This window comes from Kribbella sp. NPDC002412 (assembly GCF_053592935.1).
In genome coordinates this window covers 24,419-43,296 of record NZ_JBSFBL010000015.1, presented here as the reverse complement: position 1 = coordinate 43,296, position 18,878 = coordinate 24,419, and the positions used below count along the sequence as shown (strand labels likewise).

Sequence of the window (18,878 nt, the reverse complement as noted above, 5' to 3'; positions counted from 1 at the left end):
TCAGCTGTACAGCTCCTCGGCGATCAGCGTGGGCTGGTGGGCGGTCGGGGCTGCTGGGAGGCGCCAGTCGCTGGGTGGGCGCCAGGACTGCCAGCCGTCGGAGAACGGCGGCCCCCAGGCCTCGATCTCGCGTACTGCGGCGTTGGCGTCGGCGATGATCGCTGCGGCCTCGGCGGGAGTGAAGCGGCCCGCGGTCACCGCGCCTTCCAGCTCGTCCTCGTCCTTCCACTCGATCGTGCGGTCCGGCTGGATCCACAGGTCGAGGACGTGGTCGACGGTGCTGGTACGGCGACCCGCGACGTCCCGCACGTGCGGCGCCTCCAGGTTCACGTACCACCCGCGGAACGTCCCGTCCTCGGCCCAGAAGTGCCAGACCGACCACGGCTTGCCGGGCGGCAGCATCTTGAGGATCCCGGTGCCGCGCCAGACGTCGAGCTTCAGTACCCGCTCCTCGGTGAACATCGCGACCGGACCGGCGTACCGGGTCTCCCGGCCGTCGGTCAGCACCGGCTTGATCAGCGGGGTCCCGGGCGCGAGCCAGGCGACCAGTCCGTGGGCGTCGTCGCGCACCACCGTCATCGGCCGGACGTTCGGCTTGTCCTGGTGCCGCCCGGTCCCCTGGTACACCCACTCGATCACCGTGCCCGGCTCCCAGAAGCGCCCCGGCTCAGGCGCCGCCGCCGTACTCACTGCTGGGCCGGCCGGGTCATCGACAGTACGTCGAGGGCGGCGTCGAGCTGCTCCTCGGTGAGGTCGCCCTTCTCGACGTGACCGTTCTCGATGACCACCTCGCGGATGGTCTTGCCGTCGCGCAGTGCCTTCTTGGCCACCGCGGCCGCGTTCTCGTAGCCGATGTAGCGGTTCAGCGGGGTGACGATCGACGGTGACGACTCGGCCAGCGCGCGGGCGTGCTCGACGTTCGCGGTGATGCCGTCGACGCAACGGTCGGCGAGCAGCCGGGAGGAGTTCGCCAGCAGGGTGATCGACTCGAGCAGGTTGCGGGCGATCACCGGGAGCATCACGTTCAGCTCGAAGTTCCCGCCGGCGCCGGCCACGGTGATCGCGGTGTCGTTGCCGATCACCTGGGCGGCGACCATCAGCGTCGCCTCGCAGATCACCGGGTTCACCTTGCCCGGCATGATGCTCGACCCCGGCTGCAGGTCGGGCAGCTGGATCTCGCCGAGCCCGGCCCGCGGCCCGGAGCCCATCCAGCGCAGGTCGTTGCAGATCTTGGTCAGGCTGACCGCGACCGTCTTGAGCTGCCCGGACAGCTCGACCAGCCCGTCCCGGGCGCCCTGCGCCTCGAAGTGGTCCTCGGCCTCGCGCAGCTCCAGTCCGGTCCGCCGGTTCAGCTCGGTGATCACCTTCGCGGCGAACCCGGGCGGCGTGTTGATCCCGGTGCCGACCGCCGTACCGCCCAGCGGCAGCTCGGTCACCCGGGGCAGCGTCGCGCGGACGCGGTCGGCGCCGCGCCGGATCTGCTGGGCGTAGCCGTCGAACTCCTGGCCGAGCGTCACCGGTGTCGCGTCCATCAGGTGCGTGCGGCCGGACTTCACCACCGTGGCGAACTCGGATCCCTTCCGGGACAGGGATTCCGCCAGGTACTCGAGCGCCGGCAGCAGGTCCTGGACGACGCCGGCGGTCGCGGCGACGTGGATCGCGGACGGGAAGGTGTCGTTGCTGGACTGGGAGGCGTTGACGTGGTCGTTCGGGTGCACCTCGGCGCCGAGCTCGCGGGAGGCGAGGGTGGCGAGCACCTCGTTGGTGTTCATGTTCGTCGACGTCCCGGAGCCGGTCTGGAACACGTCGATCGGGAACTCCGCGTCGTACTCCCCCGCGGCCACCTTGTCCGCGGCGGCCACGATCGCGTCGGCCTGCGCCTGGTCGACGACGCCGAGCTCGGCGTTCACCACCGCGGCCGAGGCCTTGATCTGGGCGAGCGCGTGCACCAGCGCCGGTTCCAGCGGCCGGCCGGAGATCGGGAAGTTCTCCACCGCACGCTGGGTCTGCGCCCGCCACAACGCGTCCCGAGGCACCTTGACCTCGCCCATCGTGTCGTGCTCGATCCGGAATTCCACGTTGTCACCCATACCTGCAGCGTACGACGCTCGTCACTGTCGGCAGCCCTGGTAGACGTAGTAGGTCTCGGCCCTGCCTTGCAGCCGCACCGGGACCGGCTGCACCTCACACGCACCGAAAACTGAGGCGACAACGTCCTCCAGGGCCGCGGACTCGGACGACGACCAGACGGTCAGCACGCCGCCGGCGCGGAGCTTGGACCTGCACGTGGTGACGAACGGCGAGGCGTAGATGGCCGAGTTCTCGTTGTAGACAAGGAAGTCCGGGCCGTTGTCCACATCCAGCAGGATCGCGTCCAGCGAAGCATCCTGCGCCTGCGCAACGACGTTCCGTACGTCGCCGACCACGACACCCACCCGCGGATCGTCCAGCACCGACGGCACCAGGCCGGAGCGCATCCACGCGACCAGGTCGGGCTCGATCTCCGCGACCACCACCTGGCCGAGCCGCGAGTCCGCCAGCAGCGCTCGCACGGTGTAGCCGAGCCCCAGACCGCCCACGAGCACGCGGTCAGGGCGCCGTACCGAGGCCAGCGCCGCCGACGCCAGCAGCTCCTCGCTGGAGGTCTCCACGTCGTCCATCACGAAGACGCCGTTCACCCGCAGCTCCAGCGCTCCGTCGTCGCGGCGACGGAGGACAAGCTCACCCCGCTCACTGCTCCCCCGCGCGATCTCCGGCACCCGGTCATCTTCTCAGTAGCGCACCTTGTACCTCAGGTGGGTGACGTTCGCGCTGGGTACGACGGCGGTCCGCTCCAGCTGGAACTGCCGGCCGATGTCGTCGAACAACCGGGTGCCCGACTCCAGCAGAACGGGGACGAGATGCAGCTGGATCTCGTCGAGCAGCCCCGCGGCAAGGCACTGCTGTGCGGTGCTCGCCCCGTGTACGCCGACGACCTTGTCGCCCGCCGCCTTCTTCGCCTGCTCGACCGCCGACTCGATCCCGTCGGTGACGAACGTGAACACCTGCGGCGCGCGCACCGTCGCCGGTGCCGGGGCCTGATGAGTGACGACGAAGCACGGGACCTGTCCGGCCGGGCCGCCGTCACCCCAGCCGCCGTCGCCCTCGGCCAGGTCGTAGGAGCGCCGGCCCATCAGGATCGAGCCGACGTTGGCCGCCATGCCGTCGAGGACCTCGGCGTCCTCGGGAGCCGGCTCCCACAGCCAGCGGTGCAGGACGTCGCCGCCGGCGCCGAGCTGGTGTTCCCGGGTCACGTCGGGACCGGTGACGAAGCCGTCCAGCGACATCGAGATGCCTGAGATGACGAGTGCCATGATGACTCCTTCGCAGAGGTGGTTGCCTACCTCTCGAAGCCTGCCGTGCAGCCCGCCGCCGGCGCTTCCGTGCGCACCACGGAAGCGGCACGGAAAACGGTCAGTACCAGCCCTTGGACTGGGAGTGCGACCAGGCGGAGCAGGGGGAGCCGTAGCGGTTGTCGATGTAGTCGAGGCCCCACTTGATCTGGGTGACCGGGTTGGTCCGCCAGTCGGAGCCGTACGCCGCCATCCGGTTACCGGGGAGCGCCTGCGGAATGCCGTACGCGCTGGAGGTCGGGTTGTCGGCGTCGACGCGCCAGCGCGACTCCTTGTTCCACAGCTTCTCGAGGCAGCCGAACTGGCTTTCGCTCCAGCCGTGGTCGGACAGCAGGTTGCGGGCTACCTCCTTGGGCGTGCCCTCGTACTTCTTCCGCTCGGCGTCCCGGCTGGCGCGCTCCTCGCGGGAGTTCTGACTGGTCTTCTGCAGCGCCTCGTACCGCTTCAGCGCCGCGTTCTTGGCGGCCTGCTTGGCGTCCGCCTGGTCCTGCGCCAGCTTCCGGGCCTGCTCGACGGCCTCGAGCTGGTTGCGCAGCTTGGAGACTTCCTTCGCCTGCTCCTCGGCGCTCTGCGGCTTGGCGGACGGCGTCGTGGCGGCGCGGGCGCGCTCGCTGTTCAGGACGGCCATCTCGGCGCGTCCGGACACCTGCTCTGAGGCCTGGCTGCTCCCGGGGGAGCTGAAGAGGTCGATACCGGCGACAACGGAGACGACGGCGATCCCAGTCACTGAGAGAGCCGCGACGGAGCGCTTCGCTTTCATCTGTCCTTCCGAGAAAACCCGACCCCCGTCGGCTGCAACAGGAACATACTCTGGACTAAACGGACCGTGATCACAAGCAGGTCACAAACAGCGGTGCGGCCGCCTGATGGCGACCGCACCGAAGTCTTACCTGTGCTTTACAGATTCCTATTACCAAACAGTAGATATGCTCCTTACAGCTGCAGATCGTCCAGCATCTCGGTGACCAGGGCGGCGATCGGGGACCGCTCCGAGCGGGTCAGCGTGACATGCGCGAACAGCGGGTGGCCCTTCAGCTGCTCGACCACAGCGACCACGCCGTCGTGCCGGCCGACCCGCAGGTTGTCCCGCTGGGCGACGTCGTGGGTGAGCACCACCCGCGAGTTCGCGCCGACCCGGGACAGCACGGTCAGCAGCACGTTCCGCTCCAGCGACTGCGCCTCGTCCACGATCACGAACGCGTCGTGCAGCGAGCGGCCGCGGATGTGGGTCAGCGGCAGCACCTCGAGCATGCCGCGGTCGATCACCTCGTCGATCACGTCACCGCTGGTCAGCGCGCCGAGCGTGTCGTACACGGCCTGGGCCCAGGGCTGCATCTTCTCGGACTCGGTGCCGGGCAGATAGCCGAGCTCCTGGCCGCCGACCGCGAACAGCGGCCGGAACACCACGACCTTCTTGTGCTGCCGCCGTTCCATCACCGACTCCAGGCCCGCGCACAGCGCCAGCGCGGACTTGCCGGTGCCGGCGCGGCCGCCGAGCGAGATGATCCCGACGTCCGGGTCCAGCAGCAGGTCGAGCGCGACCCGCTGCTCCGCGGACCGGCCGCGGATCCCGAACGCCTCCCGGTCGCCGCGGACCAGCCGGATCCGCTTGTCCGGCATCACCCGGCCGAGCGCGCTGCCCCGCTCGGACAGCAGCACCAGCCCGGTGTGGGTCGGGAACTCACCGGCCTGCGGGAGCTCCAGCACGCCGTTCTCGTACAGGTCGTCGACGTCCTGGGTGCCGACCTCGAGCTCGCTCATCCCGGTCCAGCCGGACTCCAGGGTCAGCTCGGCGCGGTACTCCTCGGCCATCAGGCCGCAGGCCGACGCCTTGACCCGCATCGGCAGGTCCTTCGAGACCAGCGTGACGTCCTTGCCCTCGGCCTTGAAGTTGCAGGCCACGGCCAGAATCCGGCTGTCGTTGTCGCCGAGCCGGAAACCGGCCGGCAGGCTCTCGGGGTCGCTGTGGTTCAGCTCGACCCGGAGGGTTCCACCCTTCTCCCCCACTGGCAGGGGCGCGTCCAGACGTCCGTGCAGGATCCGGAGCTCGTCCAGCAGCCGCAGCGCGGTGCGCGCGAAGTAGCCGAGTTCCGGGTGATGCCGTTTGCCCTCCAATTCGGTGACGACGACCACCGGGACGACCACCTCGTGCTCGTCGAACCGCATCATCGCGTGCGGGTCGGACAGGAGCACCGAGGTGTCCAGCACGAACGTGCGCTGGGCCGGTGTGGATGAGGTACTTGACGCCTTGGCGTGGGTGGCAGCCATGTCGCACGTCCTCTCGGGCCGCGACGTGCACCACGCCCGGCCCACCAGTGGTTAGGTGATGGACCGGGAGCTGGCCCCGGGGTCTGGTGCAGACCCCGTCCGCTGCGCCGCACGAGCGACAGCGGGAACCAGTGAGATCGAGACCGGGGGTCTCGGGCACTCCGTTCTGCCCCTCATGGGGCAACCGGCTGGCGAACGACTCTCAAGCTGATCGGGCCTCCCGGACAGCCGGCTTCCCCTCCGACCGTCACTTAGGAGGGTAGATCTGCCGCCCAAACGGCGCAGCCCGACACGCCCGTCCGCGGGGTTAACGGCGTGTTACACCTTCTCCACCCGCGCGGGGGAGCCCGATCACCCTCCGGAGTGATCCGGTACGGCGGCGTCCGGACGACGCTGGCGGCATGCGTAAACACTGGCCGGAACTGACCGGATCTGCGACCGCTGTGTGGTCCTTCGCGTACGGCGTACTGGGCGTCTACTGGTCACTCGGTGGAGCGGGGTACCCGTTCGCGAAGGTGGCCGATAACCGGGCGACCGGCTCGATCCTGGAAGGGTCGCCGGCCGAGGTCGTGGCTCCGATCATGGCGGTGATCGGGCTGGGCGGCGCCGTACTCGCGCTGGTGATGACCAGGCGACGGGCCCGCGGCTGGGTGCTGCAGACGCTCGCGGGCGTCCTCGCGGTCGGCCTGGCCCTGGTGATCCCCGACTACACGCTGATCGCGCTCGTCGCGCTCTCCCCCGCCCTCGTGGTCTTCGCGTTCACCGGCGTACCGGGACCGCAGGATCTCGGCGACATCCTGTACTGGCACCGGCTGAACCTGGTGATCCTGTTCGTCGGCGGCCTGCTCTGGGCCGCGACCGCGATCGCGTACCACCGCCGCAGCCGGAACGCCTGCGTCTCCTGCGGCCGCGGCGATCACGGCGACAAGCCCTGGACGACACCCGAGTCCGCGCTCCGCTGGGGACGCTGGGCCGTTGCCGTCTCCGTGGTGGCGAACCTGCCCTACGAGTTCACCCGGGTGGCCTGGTACTTCGGCTGGCCGCTCGGCATCACCGACGAGTTCCATCAGATGATGGCCGACACGCCAGGGATGCTGGAGATGGGGCTTGGGCTGGCGCTGATGGGCATCACCGGCGGCATCCTCACGCACGGCCTGGTCCGGCCCTGGGGCGAGGTCTACCCGCGCTGGATCTGGTTCAAAGCGGGCAAGCGGGTGCCACCACTCCTCGCGATCATCCCGGCCTCGCTCGTGGCCGTCGTACTGATCCCAGCGGGCCTGATGAACGCCCAGCTTCCGACCGACGCCGAGACCTGGGCAGTGAACCTCCCGGGCGTCCTCTGGGTGCTCTGGGGAGCAGGCCTCGGTACGGCGACCTACGCCTACTACCTGCGACGGCGTACGGCGTGCGCCCGCTGTGGACGCGGGGTCACGTCCCGAAGCGGCGTTCCCGCTGTGCGTAGCTCCGGATCGCCCGCAGGAAGTCGACGTGCCGGAAGTCCGGCCAGAGGGCCTCGCAGAAGTAGAACTCGCTCAGCGCGCTCTGCCACAGCAGGAACCCGCCCAGCCGCTGCTCACCCGACGTCCGGATGACCAGGTCCGGGTCGGGCTGGCCCTTCGTGTAGAGGTGCCGGGCGATGTGCTCGACGTCGACGCGCTCGGCGAGCTCCTCGATCGAGATGCCCTTCGCGGCCTCCTCGAGCAGCAGCGAGCGGACCGCGTCGGCGAGCTCGCGACGGCCGCCGTACCCGACCGCGACGTTGACCAGCATGCCCTCGACGCCCTGGGTGGCCGTCTCGGCCGCCTTGAGCGCCTCGGCGGTGGCGCCGGGCAGCAGGTCGAGCGCGCCGACCGGGTGGATCCGCCAGCGGCCGATCGAGGTGAGCTCCTCGACCGTCTGCTCGATGATCCGCAGCAGCGGCTCCAGCTCGTCGGCCGGGCGGCTCAGGTTGTCGGTGGACAGCATCCAGACGGTGACCACCTTGACGCCGACGTCGTCACACCAGTCGAGGAACTCGGTGATCTTGTTCGCCCCGGCCTCGTGACCGCGCGACACCGGGTCGCCGGCCGCCCGGGCCCAGCGCCGGTTGCCGTCGATGATCACGCCGATGTGCCGCGGGATCCGGTCCGGCGAAAGGGACCGGCGGACCCGACGCTCGTACAGTGTGTACAGGGCGTCGCGCAGCTTCTGCTTGCCAGGTGTCCGCATGGGCAGGTTGCTCTCCTCGAAGACTCTCGGTCACAACGCTAGCCCAGAATCGCCGCCGTTGAGAGAGCTCCAGCAAGCTGCCGGCGAACTCGCGGACACGCCGAACTTTCACCGCCGTTCGCGCGTCGGACACGCGAGGGGAGGTGTGCGACCGGGTGATCTCGCCTACATTTCATGCTTATGGACCATTGAACCTACGGTTCCGTAGGTTACGGTTGCGTAGGTACAGAACCGCCCGGCACCCCTCGAAAGGACGGCGATGACCGCTTCCAGTACCCAGCCCCAGGAACTCGGTCACACGCTCTCCGGCCGGCTCGCGCCGCTCAAACCCAAGCTCCGCGGCTGGCTGCACGCCGGCACCTTCCCGTTCGCCACCGCCGCCGGCATCGTGCTGATCTGCCTGGCTCCGGACGCGGGCGCCCGCTGGGCGGCGGCGGTCTACACGATGGGCGCCATGCTGCTGTTCGGCATCTCCGCGCTGTACCACCGGTTCTACTGGGGACCGACCGGTGAGGCGATCCTGCGCCGGCTCGACCACAGCAACATCTTCCTGCTGATCGCCGGCACCTACACCCCGCTCGGCATGATGCTGCTGCACGGCAAGGACCGGGTGCTGCTGCTCAGCATGGTCTGGGGCGGCGCGCTGCTCGGCATCCTGTTCCGGATCTTCTGGGTGAGCGCCCCGCGCTGGCTCTACACCCCGATCTACCTGGCGCTGGGCTGGGTGGCGATCTTCTGGATGGGCGACTTCTACCACTACGGCGGCGCCGCGGTGGTCACCCTGATCGCGGTCGGTGGCGGGCTGTACTCGATCGGTGCGGTCGTCTACGGCACCAAGCGTCCGAACCCGTCGCCGCTGTGGTTCGGCTTCCACGAGATCTTCCACGCGTTCACGGTGGCCGCGTTCGTCTGCCACTACATCGCGGTGAGCATCGCGACGTACCAGGCAGGCTGATTTCCCGGCACATCCGTGCCAGCCCTGAAGACTGGCTGAAGATCCTCCCGCACGATGGGCAGTAGCCATCGTTTTGGGGGGAACACAGCATGATCACCGCACTGGAACCACTCGGCCGCGACGCGCTGGCCCGGGATGATTTCACCGCTCTGGTCCGGACCATCACCGGGCACCCGGAAGCCGACCCCTGTGACGTCCGGGTCGAGCCGGTCGACTACCCGATCGGCACGCCGAGCACCGAGGCCCTGCTGCGCGTCTTCGGTACGGCGTCCCTGCCGACCGGTGCGCCGCAGACGTACGACGTCGGCTGGTCCTGCTTCGTCAAGAAGCTCCGGTCGGTCCGGCACTGGCCGTTCCTGCACGTCGTCCCCGAGCCGTTCCGGGAGATCTTCGTCCAGAACCTGCCCTGGCAGCTGGAGATCGCCGTCCATCGCAGCGGGGTCGCGGACCTGCTGCCCGCGGGGATGCGACTGCCCAAGACTTACCGGATCGACCTGTACGACGACGACCGCGGCACCCTGTGGATGGAGAACGTCATCCAGGAGCCGGGCCCGTGGCCGCTGGAGCGGTTCGAGCGCGCGGCCTACCTGCTCGGCCGGCTGTCCGCCCGCCGCCAGCCGCATCTCGTCGAGCCGCTGCTCCCGCGCGGCGGCGACTTCCACAACCCCGGCTACGCACTGCGCTACTACACCAACGGACGGGTGATGATGAGCGCACTGCCGGCTCTGGCCGATCCCGAGACCTGGCGTCATCCGTTGCTCGCCGCGGCGGTCTGCCATCTCGGCGACCACCGGCTGCGTGACGACCTGCTCGACCTGGGTGCGCGGCTGCCCGCGGTACTGGATGCTCTGGACGCGCTGCCGCAGTGCTACCAGCACGGAGATGCGAGTCCGCAGAATCTCCTGGTTCCGCAGGAGAAACCGGACGAGTTCGTGGTGATCGACTGGGGGTTCGACTGTCCACAGGCGGTCGGGTTCGACCTCGGGCAGTTGCTGGTCGGGCTCGCGCACGCGGGTGAGCTGTCGCCGGATGCGCTGCCGGTCGTGCACAAGACGATCCTCAAGGCGTTCATGGCCGGCCTCGCCGAGGACGGGATGGCGGTGACCGAGGATCAGGTGCTGTACGGCTACCTGGGCTCCTTGCTCGCCCGGGCGACGTTCACCGCGCTGCCGCTGGAGGCGATCACCCAGCCCGGCGACGAGGTCACGCTGGAGACGTTCGAGGAGCGGGTGATGCTGACGCGGTCGCTGGTGGATCTGGTCTCCACGGTGGTCTAACGACCACATCTCAGTCGTGTCACAGCTGCAACGAACGCCCCTGCTGCGGGTATCCATGGTGCGTGAGGAACCTCAGCGGATACGCAACCGTGGCCACGGTCGGCGCCGTCGCCGGACTCGTCCTGGCCGGTTGCGGGAACGAGTCCGACGGCGGCACGGGCGGTACCCCGTCCAGCCCGCCCACACCGACGATGCCGACCGTGACCCAGTCGACGCCGGTCGGTGCCGCTTTGCCCCTCGTCGTCACCAGGACCGGCGGCTTCGCCGGGTTCGACGACAAGGTGGTGATCGACACCGACGGTGTCGCGACGGTGAGCTCGCGCGGCAAGGAGACCGTCCGCTGTCAGCTGGACAAGTCCCTGCTGGGCCGGATCACCACGGCCGCCGAGCAGGTCGACTGGGCGAGCCTCCCGGTGGTCAAGCCGACCGTCCGGTACCCCGACGACATGATCCTCGCGGTCACCGCCAACGGGAAGACCGCCCGGCTCGAGGAGCCGAAGGTGAAGCCGCTGGCGGCCCCGGTGAACACCCTGCTCACCGAAGCCGCCATCCCACCGGGCAAACTCTGCAAGCCGATCTGATCAGCCGGTGGTGACCGCCACGTCGTCGATGACGAAGCTGGTCTGCAGCGATGAGTCCTCCTGTCCGAGGAACCGGATCGTGACCGTCTTTCCCTTGTAGGCAAGGACGTTCAGGGTCTTCTGGACGTACGACGCGCTCTTGTTCAGGTTCGAGTACGTCGCCAGCGTGGTGGTCGTGGAGCCGTCGACCACCTGCACCTTGACCGTGTCGTACACCGTGGAGCTCGTCGTCTCCGCGGTGTCGATCCGGATCCACAGCGACAGCGACGCGGCGGTCGCCGAGGCCGGGATCGTCACCGACTGGCCGAGGTTCTCGGTCGTGGTCCGGCCGTTGCCCTGCAGCCAGGCCTTCCAACTGCCGCCGTGCGCCGGGCGCCCGGTGTTGTTCGTGATCACACCGGTGGTCCCGGTCCAGTTCACCGCCCCCGACTCGAAGCCCGGGTTCAGCAGCAGGTTGTCACCGGTCGGCGGCGGGCCTTCGCTGTAGTCCTTCTGGGCGTAGTTCCAGACCATGTGGCCGATCGCGTCGATCTGCCGGTCCAGCGAGGTCAGGTTGAGGTTGTTGATGTTGTCGCAGGACCGGTGGTAGCAGGGGTCGAAGGCCTGCCCCGCCGTACCGCCCCACTTGGCGGCCTGGGCGGACGTCTTCGTCCCCTCGGCGCCGGAGAACGTGCCTGCCGTCGGGATGCCGAGCGACCGGAACGCCGCGTGGTCGGACCGGCCCTGGACGTCGATGAACTCGGTCTGCACGCTCTTGCTGGTGAAGTACGCGACCAGGTCGTCGCGGGCGCCGTCGCCGGCCGGGTTGTCGTCGTACACGAAGTAGCCCGGGTTCGGCGACCCGATCATGTCGAAGTTCAGGTAGAGCTCGATCTTGGCACGCTCGGCCGCGGGCAGGTTGTTGACGTAGTACCGGGAACCGACCAGGCCGAGCTCCTCGGCGCCCCAGAAGCCGAACCGCAGCCGGTTCCTGGGAGTCTGGCCGCTGGCAGCGTAAGCGAGGGCGGTTTCGAGTACGCCGGCGCTGCCCGTTCCGTTGTCGTTGATGCCCGGGCCGGAGCTGACCGAGTCCAGGTGCGAGCCGGTCATCACGACGTGGTTCGCGTCGCCGTGCGGCCACTCGGCGATCACGTTGTACGAGGTGCCGGCCGAGGTGGAGAAGGACTGCAGGGTGGTGGTGTAGCCGGCCGCGTCGAGCTTGGCCTTCACCCAGTCGGCGGAGGCCTTGTAGCCGGGACGGCCGGTGTAGCGGTTGCCGCCGTTGTTGGTGGCGATCGACTGGAACTGGTCGAGGTGCGCCTTGGCGTTGGTGACCGAGATGTCGGGTGACTCGACCGCGCCGGCGACGTTGCCGGGGGCAAGCACCGCGGCGGCCAGCACCGCGGTGCCGGCGCCGTAGTACAGGGACTTTCGCATGGGGACGATCTCCTTTGGCCTCAATCAAAGAAGAATCCGGGGCGCGCGAGCCTGGGCGGAGGCCGCGCGCCCCGGACGGGTGTTACCGAAGGCGGATCAGCCCGCGGTCAGCGAGGTGTCGTCGATGACGAAGCTCGTCTGCAGCGAGGAGTCCTCCTGGCCGAGGAACTTCACCGAGATCGTCTTGCCCTTGTAGGCGGTGACGTTGAAGCTCTTCTGCGTGTAGGTGGTGTTCTTGTTCAGGTTCGAGTACGTCGCCAGCGTGGTGGTGGTCGACCCGTCGACGATCTGGATCTTCGCCGTGTCGTACACGGTCGAGGAGGTCGTCTCCGCCGTGTCGATCCGGATCCAGAACGACAGCGTCGCGGTGGTCGCCGACGCCGGGATGGCGACGGACTGGCTGATGTTCTCGGTGGTGGTCCGGCCGTTGCCCTGCAGCCACAGCTTCCAGGTGCCGGTCCGGGCCGGGCGGCCGGTGTTGTTGGTGATCGGGCCGGAGGTGCCGGTCCAGTTCACCGCACCCGACTCGAAGCCCGGGTTCAGCAGCAGGTTGTCACCAGTCGGCGGCTCCGGGTCCGTGCCACCGCCGCAGGCGGCAGCGCCGGCCGGGACCGAGATGCCGTTGAACGCGGCCTCGATGCCCTTGCACTGGGTCGAGTCGGCGCCGTACAGCTCCTTGGCCGAGTTGATCGCGCCTTCGCGGGCGTCCTTGTAGGTGCTGCCGGAGCTGAGCTTGGTGCTCAGCGTGCGGTACCAGACCTTCGCGGCCACGTCGCGGCCGACACCGGCGATGGTGGCGCCGTTGCAGGCGGTGCTGCTGTGCGTCACGCCGCCGATGACCTTGCTGCCGGTGCCCTCGGAGGCCAGGTAGAACCAGTGGTTCAGCGGGCCGGACGAGTAGTGCGGGTCGGCGCCGCCGACCGAGCTGCTCCAGCAGTCGTAGCTGCGCCCGTCCTTCGACGGCTTGTCCATGTAGCGCAGCGGGGTGCCGTTGCCGTTGATGTTGATCTTCTCGCCGATCAGGTAGTCACCCGGGTCGGACGAGTTGTTGGCCGAGAACTCCACCGTGGTGCCGAAGATGTCCGAGGTGGACTCGTTCAGGCCGCCGGCGTCGCCGAAGTAGTTCAGGTTGGCGGTCGCCTCGGTGACACCGTGGCTCATCTCGTGACCGGCGACGTCGATGCTGGTCAGCGGACGCTGGTTGCTCGCGCCGTCGCCGTACGTCATCTGGGTGCCGTCCCAGAACGCGTTCACGTAGGCGTTGCCGTAGTGCACCCGGGACCGGGCGCCCTGGCCGTTGTTGAAGATGCCGTTGCGGCCGTGGACGTTCTTGTAGTAGTCCCAGGTCAGCTGGGAGCCGTAGTGCGCGTCGACGCCGGCGGTCTGCCGGTTCGAGGTGGCGCCGTTGCCCCAGGTGTCGTCCGGGTCGGTGAACGTGGTGCCGGTGCCGGAGGTGGCGCCGTTCAGGTCGGTGGTGTGGTTGCCACCGCGGCTCGGGTCGCTCATCGAGTAGCTGCCCGAGGTGCCGATGCTGACGGTGCCGGAGTACATCGAGTTGCCGGTGCCGGTCTTGATCTCGTCGGACTGCGCCAGCACGGCGCCGGTCTTGGCGTCGATGTAGGAGTGCAGCACGGATGGGGTCTGGTCGGCCTTGACGCCGGTGGTGACGACGTCGTACGCGAGGACGGGCTTGGTCTCGGTGACGAACACGACCAGCGAGCCCTTGTTGCCGGTGGCCTTGAACTTGGCGGTCTTCGCCGCGGTGCTCAACGCGGCCGACTGGGACAGAGTCGGCTTGGTCGCGACACCGACGGACTTCGCGCCGCGGTTGTAGGTCACCTTCCCGATCGTCTCGCCCTTGCGCTTGACGATCAGGTCACCGCCGACGACCGGCAGGCCGTTGTAGGTGCGCTCGTACCGGACGTACTCGGTGCCGTCCGGGTCCTTCACGACGTCCCGGACCACGAGCGCCTCACCGCTCGCGAGTCCGAGGGCTGTGGCCGTCTGCGCGGTCAGCGCTTGTTCGGCCTGAACTGCGGCCGGCTGGTTGAAGCCGGACGCGGGGAGCGGAGCCGCACGATCAGCGGCTCCCGCGGGTGAGCCGGCGAGCGCCGCCCCGGCAAGTCCTGCTGCCGCGACGATGGCCACCGCCCCTGCTGATGTCAGTCGTTTCAAGACAACATCTCCTCACGGTGTGGTCGCTGTTTGGGCGCAGCGACCGAATTCAGTTGGGGACGCCGGATGCTGGCGCAACAGTGCCACTGCCTCAGCTGTGACACTGCGTGTCAGGACATGCGAGATCTGTTACATCCGACTGAGGGAGGACTCTCGTCCCCGCGGGGGCCGGAGTCAAGGGATTCCCGCGAAACCGCAGGGAAAACCCGCACTGCGCTCGTTGTCAGCGCGCGGGGGTCAACTCCCGGCGAAGGTCTTCCGGCAACACGATCGGGAGCCGGCAGGTGAACTTCTGACACACGTACGCGGCCGGCTTGCCGTCGACCAGTCCCCGGCCCTCCATCAGCGGTACCGCGAGACCGGGCGCGCCGTGGACGATCGCCGTACCCCACGGCGCGGTGGTCAGCGCGGTCCGCAGCAGGTCGGCCGAGCTGCCGGTGATCGCGATCTCGAGGGGGCCGGAGGCAACCGTCTCGGCGACCGCGAGGGCCCGGCCGGCGAACCGGGGCGCGCGGTCCGCGATGGTCGCGGAGGCGGTCAGCGCCTGCTCGGCGGCGGTCTCGTACCGGACTGATCCGGTCAGGCTGGCGAGGGTGGTGAAGGCCTCGGCAGCAAGGCTCACACCGGACGGGCTGGCGTTGTCGGTCGGGTCCTGCGGACGCCAGACCAGCTCCTCGGCGTCGGCCGCGGTGTCGTAGTAGGAGCCATCGGCAACGAACTGCTCGAGAGCCCGGTCGAGCAGGGCTTTCGCCGTGTCGAACCACTGCACGTCACCGGTGACGCCCAGCAACGTGAGGCAGGCTTGCGCGTACGCCGCGTAGTCCTCGAGGACACCGTGGGCTGTGCCGCGGACGCCGTCCCGCGAGGTCCGGTGCAGTCGCCCGGACTCGTCGAGGTGGACGTCCCGGACCAATCCGGCCGCGGTTGCCGCCGCTTCGACGTACTCGGGCTTGCTGAAGACGACGCCGGCCCGGGCCAGCGCGGTGATAGCGAGACCGTTCCAGGCGGCAACCACCTTGTCGTCGCGGCCCGGGTAAGTGCGCGTACGGCGGGCCTCGCGCAGGGTGGCGCGGATGCGGTGCCAGCGGTCGGGATCGTCCGGGTCCTGGCGGAGCTGGAGGACCGAGGAACCGTGCTCGAACGTGCCGGTGACGTCGCAGAGGTCGACGACCCACTTCGCATCGTCGGCGGGCAGGGCTTCGTGCAGTTGCTCCGGCGTCCAGACGTAGTACTTGCCTTCCTCCCCTTCCGTGTCCGCGTCCAGGGCAGAGGCGAAGCCGCCTTCGTCGGTGCGGAGCTCGGCGAGCAGGAAGTCGGCGGTCTCCACGGCGATCCTGCGGGCCAGCGGGTCGGCGCTGATCGTCCACCAGTGCGTGTAGACGTCGAGCAGCAGGGCGTTGTCGTACAGCATCTTCTCGAAGTGCGGGACGATCCACTGGCCGTCGACCGAGTACCGCGCGAAGCCACCGGCGAGCTGGTCGTACATGCCGCCGCGGGCCATCCGGTCGCAGGTCTGCGCGACCATCGCGAGCGCGTCCTCAGCGCCGGTCCGGCGGTGGTGGCGCAGCAGGAAGTCGAGCACCATCGACGGCGGGAACTTCGGCGCGGACCCGAACCCGGCGTCCACCGGATCGAAGTCGACCTTCAGCAAGGCGGCCGCCCGGTCGAGGTCGATCGCCGCGCCCGGCTGGTGCTGCTGGGCGCCGAGCTGCTCGACCACGCGCCGGCCGATGCCGTCGATCTGGTCGCGCTTGGTCCGCCAGGCGTCGACGAGGGACTCGAGCACCTGGCGGAAGGACGCCATACCGCTGCGTGGCTCGGCCGGGAAGTACGTGCCGCAGAAGAACGGCTCGGCGTCCGGGGTCAGGAACACCGACATCGGCCATCCGCCGTGCCCGGTCATCGCCACCGTCGCGGACATGTAGATCGCGTCCACGTCCGGACGCTCCTCGCGATCCACCTTGATGCTGACGAAGTGCTCGTTCAGGTACGCCGCCGTCGCCTCGTCCTCGAACGACTCGTGCGCCATCACGTGGCACCAGTGACAAGCCGAGTACCCGACCGACAGGAACACCGGCACGTCCCGCTCCCGTGCCTCCTCGAACGCCTTCGCAGACCACTCCCGCCAGGCGACCGGGTTGTCCGCGTGCTGCCGAAGGTAGGGACTCGTGCTCTGGCCTAGCTCGTTGACGGGCGCCATACCCCCACGTTAGGCGGTCTGCGACAGCGCGACGGACAGGCCCAGGGTCAGGGCCATGATCACGAGCTCGAAGCCGACGACCTGCCAGAAGGGACGGCCGCTCACGAGCAGGTCACCGCGCGCTCGGCTGCGGCGCACCGCGCTGGCGATGATCAGGGTCAGGAACGCGGCGACCTTCACCAGCAGCAGGGCGCCGTACGAGTCCTCGGTGAGGGCGTCGGGCACCGACTCCCAGCCGCCGCCCTTCGCCGCGAGCCGGCCGGCGCCGCTGAGCAGGCCGCTCAGGAGTACGGCGATCGACGAGATCAGCGCGACCTGGTTGAACCTCTCGAGGACGATCGAGAGGCCGCCGCGGCTGGCCCGGCCGTAGCGGACCAGGCCCGCGAGTCCGCCGATCCAGCTCGTCGCGGCGATGACGTGGATGACCAGGGCCGCTCCGGCGATCACGACGTACGACTCGTTCCTCGGGTACGCCGTGACCGCGGTCGGGATCAGCGCCGTGATCGCGACGACCACACCGAGACCGGCCGCCCCCGAGGTCTGGACGCGGCGGATGCCGATCGCCAGCGCCACGACGAGGATGCCGGTGATCAGCAGCGCCTTGACCTCCGGGATGCCGAGCGCGTCGTCCAGCCGGAGCCGGAGCAGGTCGACGGGGGTGTCGAGCAGGATCGCGGCGGTGACGACCGCGCCCGCGAACGCCGAGACCGCCCAGATGATCGCCGAGTTGCTGGCGTCCCGCACCGCCCGGCGGCCCTGGACACCGAGCGGTCCGCCCTCGATCCGGAGCAGTACGACGGCCGCCAGCAGCGCACCCGCGCAGCCGACGGTCGCGAGCATCGAGATCAGCCGCAGCAGCGGCAGCAGCCAGTTGACGAACTGGCCGGGTCCGCCGATCCCGCCGATGTCCCGCGGCTCGCTGCCGGCCGCGAACACCGCCACCACCAGCGCAAGCGAGGCAACCAGGACCGCGCTCCCGCCACCCACGACCAGCCGTCCGGGCATGCGGTGCCGGGCGGCGCGGGTCGCGGTCACAAGGCGTTCCCGCCCTCGGCACGATTCAACACGCGAGTCACTATAGGGTCAGCCGAAGGTGGGCTGCCCAGTCCGACACCATCTCGTGATGGTGCGGCGCAGACTCAGGGCAAGCTCAGCGCAGGCTCAGTGCTGCGACTGAGCCTTGCTGTCACTCTCCGTCGACGGCTTCGTCGCCTCCGTGGGCTCGGCATCGCCAGCCGGGGCCGCTGAGCTGTCCGTGCTCGCTGGGCCGTCGGACGGTGCTCGGTCGCGCGCAAAATCGCCGTCGAAGTCGATCTTCTTCAACTGCTTGCCCATGTTGCGCACCAGCAGCGCCGTGGCGGCACCGAGCGCGAGCACGATCAGCAGCGCGACCCAGCCGGGGCGCACCGAGTTCGGATCGATCTCGGCCGCCGGAAGGAAAGTCATCGCTGTCACGCCACCAGTCTCTCACTGTCTACGCCCGCCGTCAGCGCAGCCCCGCGAACAGGTCGTCCTCGGGCAGTTCGGAGTCGATCAGGCTGCGGGCCAGCTCGTAGTCCTCGGTCGGCCACGCCTCCTGGTGCACCTCCAGCGGTACGGCGAACCACGCGCCGTCCGGGTCGATCTGGGTGGCGTGCGCGAGCAGCGCCTTGTCCCGGACCGCGAAGTACTGCGCGCACTCGACCCGGGTGGTGATCCGGCGCTCGTTCTCCGGGTCCGGCTTCCAGTCCTTCAGGCGCTCGGCGTACGGCGACTCCAGGCCGCGCGCGACCATCCCGTCGTGCAGCGCCTTCATCCGCTCGTAGTGGAAGGTGTGGTGGTAGTACAGCTTCAGCGGCTGCCACGGCTCGCCGAGCTCGGGGTAGGCGTCCTTGTCGCCGGCCGCCTCGAACGCGGCGACGGTGATCTGGTGGCACATCACGTGGTCGGGGTGCGGGTAGCCGCCGTTCTCGTCGTACGTCGTGACGACCTGCGGGCGGAACTCGCGGATCAGCTTCACCAGGGGCGCGGCCGCGTCCTCCACCTTGCGCGCGGCGAAGCAGCCCTCTGGCAGCGGCGGCGGCGGGTCGCCCTCCGGGAAACCGGAGTCGACCCAGCCCAGCCACTCCTGCCGGATGCCGAGGATCGCCCGGGCCGCGTCCATCTCCTGCCGGCGGATCTCGGTGATGTTCTCGAGCACCTCCGGCCGGTCCATCTTCGGATTCAGGATCGATCCACGTTCCCCACCGGTACACGTGGCGACCAGGACCTCCACGCCTTCCGCCACGTACCGGGCCGTCGAAGCGGCCCCCTTGCTCGACTCGTCATCAGGGTGGGCATGCACATGCAGCAACCGAAGCTCTCCACTCACAAGACACAATGGTGCTCCAACGCCGCCCCACCCCCACGACCGACCCCTGGATAACC

The 18,878-nt window shown here is 69.3% G+C and carries 16 protein-coding genes; 3 read left to right on the top strand and 13 right to left on the bottom strand.

The annotated features are described in order from the left end of the window. From ACWCOV_RS14755 to ACWCOV_RS14725, 7 genes are all read right to left on the bottom strand, one after another. Window positions 1-639, bottom strand: a complete 639-nt coding sequence (locus tag ACWCOV_RS14755; protein WP_449829756.1) for a DUF402 domain-containing protein — start codon at window positions 637-639, stop codon at window positions 1-3. A 47-nt stretch (window positions 640-686) separates the two neighbouring features. Then, window positions 687-2,090: a class II fumarate hydratase gene (locus ACWCOV_RS14750; protein WP_449829755.1), complete on the bottom strand. Its 1,404-nt coding sequence runs from the start codon at window positions 2,088-2,090 to the stop codon at window positions 687-689. A 21-nt stretch (window positions 2,091-2,111) separates the two neighbouring features. Continuing rightward, a complete protein-coding gene (locus tag ACWCOV_RS14745; protein ID WP_449829754.1) occupies window positions 2,112-2,759 on the bottom strand; it encodes a spermine/spermidine synthase domain-containing protein in 648 nt (215 codons plus the stop codon). 12 nt (window positions 2,760-2,771) lie between these two features. After that, window positions 2,772-3,353: a dihydrofolate reductase family protein gene (locus tag ACWCOV_RS14740; RefSeq protein ID WP_449829753.1), complete on the bottom strand. Its 582-nt coding sequence runs from the start codon at window positions 3,351-3,353 to the stop codon at window positions 2,772-2,774. 100 nt (window positions 3,354-3,453) lie between these two features. Then, complete coding sequence (locus tag ACWCOV_RS14735; protein WP_449829752.1) at window positions 3,454-4,152, bottom strand: aggregation-promoting factor C-terminal-like domain-containing protein; 699 nt, start codon at window positions 4,150-4,152, stop codon at window positions 3,454-3,456. Window positions 4,153-4,325: 173 nt separating this feature from the next. Then, window positions 4,326-5,660 (bottom strand): PhoH family protein, encoded by a 1,335-nt coding sequence (locus tag ACWCOV_RS14730; RefSeq protein WP_449829751.1) that lies wholly within the window; start codon window positions 5,658-5,660, stop codon window positions 4,326-4,328. Window positions 5,661-7,088: 1,428 nt separating this feature from the next. Then, entirely contained in the window at window positions 7,089-7,868 is a 780-nt protein-coding gene (locus tag ACWCOV_RS14725) for an isoprenyl transferase (RefSeq protein WP_449829750.1), read from the bottom strand. A 259-nt stretch (window positions 7,869-8,127) separates the two neighbouring features. Between ACWCOV_RS14725 and trhA the strand changes: the two genes are divergently transcribed. From trhA to ACWCOV_RS14710, 3 genes are all read left to right on the top strand, one after another. Next, window positions 8,128-8,823 carry a PAQR family membrane homeostasis protein TrhA gene (gene trhA, locus ACWCOV_RS14720; protein WP_449829749.1) on the top strand — a complete coding sequence of 232 codons (696 nt, stop codon included), beginning with the start codon at window positions 8,128-8,130 and terminating at the stop codon, window positions 8,821-8,823. 89 nt (window positions 8,824-8,912) lie between these two features. After that, a complete protein-coding gene (locus ACWCOV_RS14715) occupies window positions 8,913-10,100 on the top strand; it encodes a phosphotransferase (RefSeq protein ID WP_449829748.1) in 1,188 nt (395 codons plus the stop codon). 62 nt (window positions 10,101-10,162) lie between these two features. Then, window positions 10,163-10,681 (top strand): hypothetical protein, encoded by a 519-nt coding sequence (locus tag ACWCOV_RS14710; RefSeq protein ID WP_449829747.1) that lies wholly within the window; start codon window positions 10,163-10,165, stop codon window positions 10,679-10,681. Here the strand turns inward: ACWCOV_RS14710 and ACWCOV_RS14705 are convergent, their stop codons facing one another. The 6 genes from ACWCOV_RS14705 to mca form a co-directional block, all read right to left on the bottom strand. After that, the gene (locus ACWCOV_RS14705; protein ID WP_449829746.1) at window positions 10,682-12,097 is read right to left on the bottom strand and encodes a M20/M25/M40 family metallo-hydrolase; all 1,416 of its coding nucleotides are present in this window, start codon (window positions 12,095-12,097) and stop codon (window positions 10,682-10,684) included. It lies immediately after the preceding gene. 96 nt (window positions 12,098-12,193) lie between these two features. Beyond that, window positions 12,194-14,272, bottom strand: coding sequence for a M4 family metallopeptidase (locus tag ACWCOV_RS14700; RefSeq protein WP_449829745.1), 2,079 nt, complete (start codon window positions 14,270-14,272; stop codon window positions 12,194-12,196). A gap of 223 nt (window positions 14,273-14,495) precedes the next feature. Continuing rightward, a complete protein-coding gene (locus tag ACWCOV_RS14695; protein ID WP_449829744.1) occupies window positions 14,496-16,472 on the bottom strand; it encodes a thioredoxin domain-containing protein in 1,977 nt (658 codons plus the stop codon). A gap of 9 nt (window positions 16,473-16,481) precedes the next feature. Then, window positions 16,482-17,507 carry a CopD family protein gene (locus ACWCOV_RS14690; RefSeq protein WP_449829743.1) on the bottom strand — a complete coding sequence of 342 codons (1,026 nt, stop codon included), beginning with the start codon at window positions 17,505-17,507 and terminating at the stop codon, window positions 16,482-16,484. A 126-nt stretch (window positions 17,508-17,633) separates the two neighbouring features. Beyond that, window positions 17,634-17,927, bottom strand: coding sequence for a hypothetical protein (locus ACWCOV_RS14685; protein ID WP_449829742.1), 294 nt, complete (start codon window positions 17,925-17,927; stop codon window positions 17,634-17,636). A gap of 31 nt (window positions 17,928-17,958) precedes the next feature. Then, the gene (gene mca, locus ACWCOV_RS14680; protein ID WP_449829741.1) at window positions 17,959-18,822 is read right to left on the bottom strand and encodes a mycothiol conjugate amidase Mca; all 864 of its coding nucleotides are present in this window, start codon (window positions 18,820-18,822) and stop codon (window positions 17,959-17,961) included. Window positions 18,823-18,878: the final 56 nt, after the last annotated feature.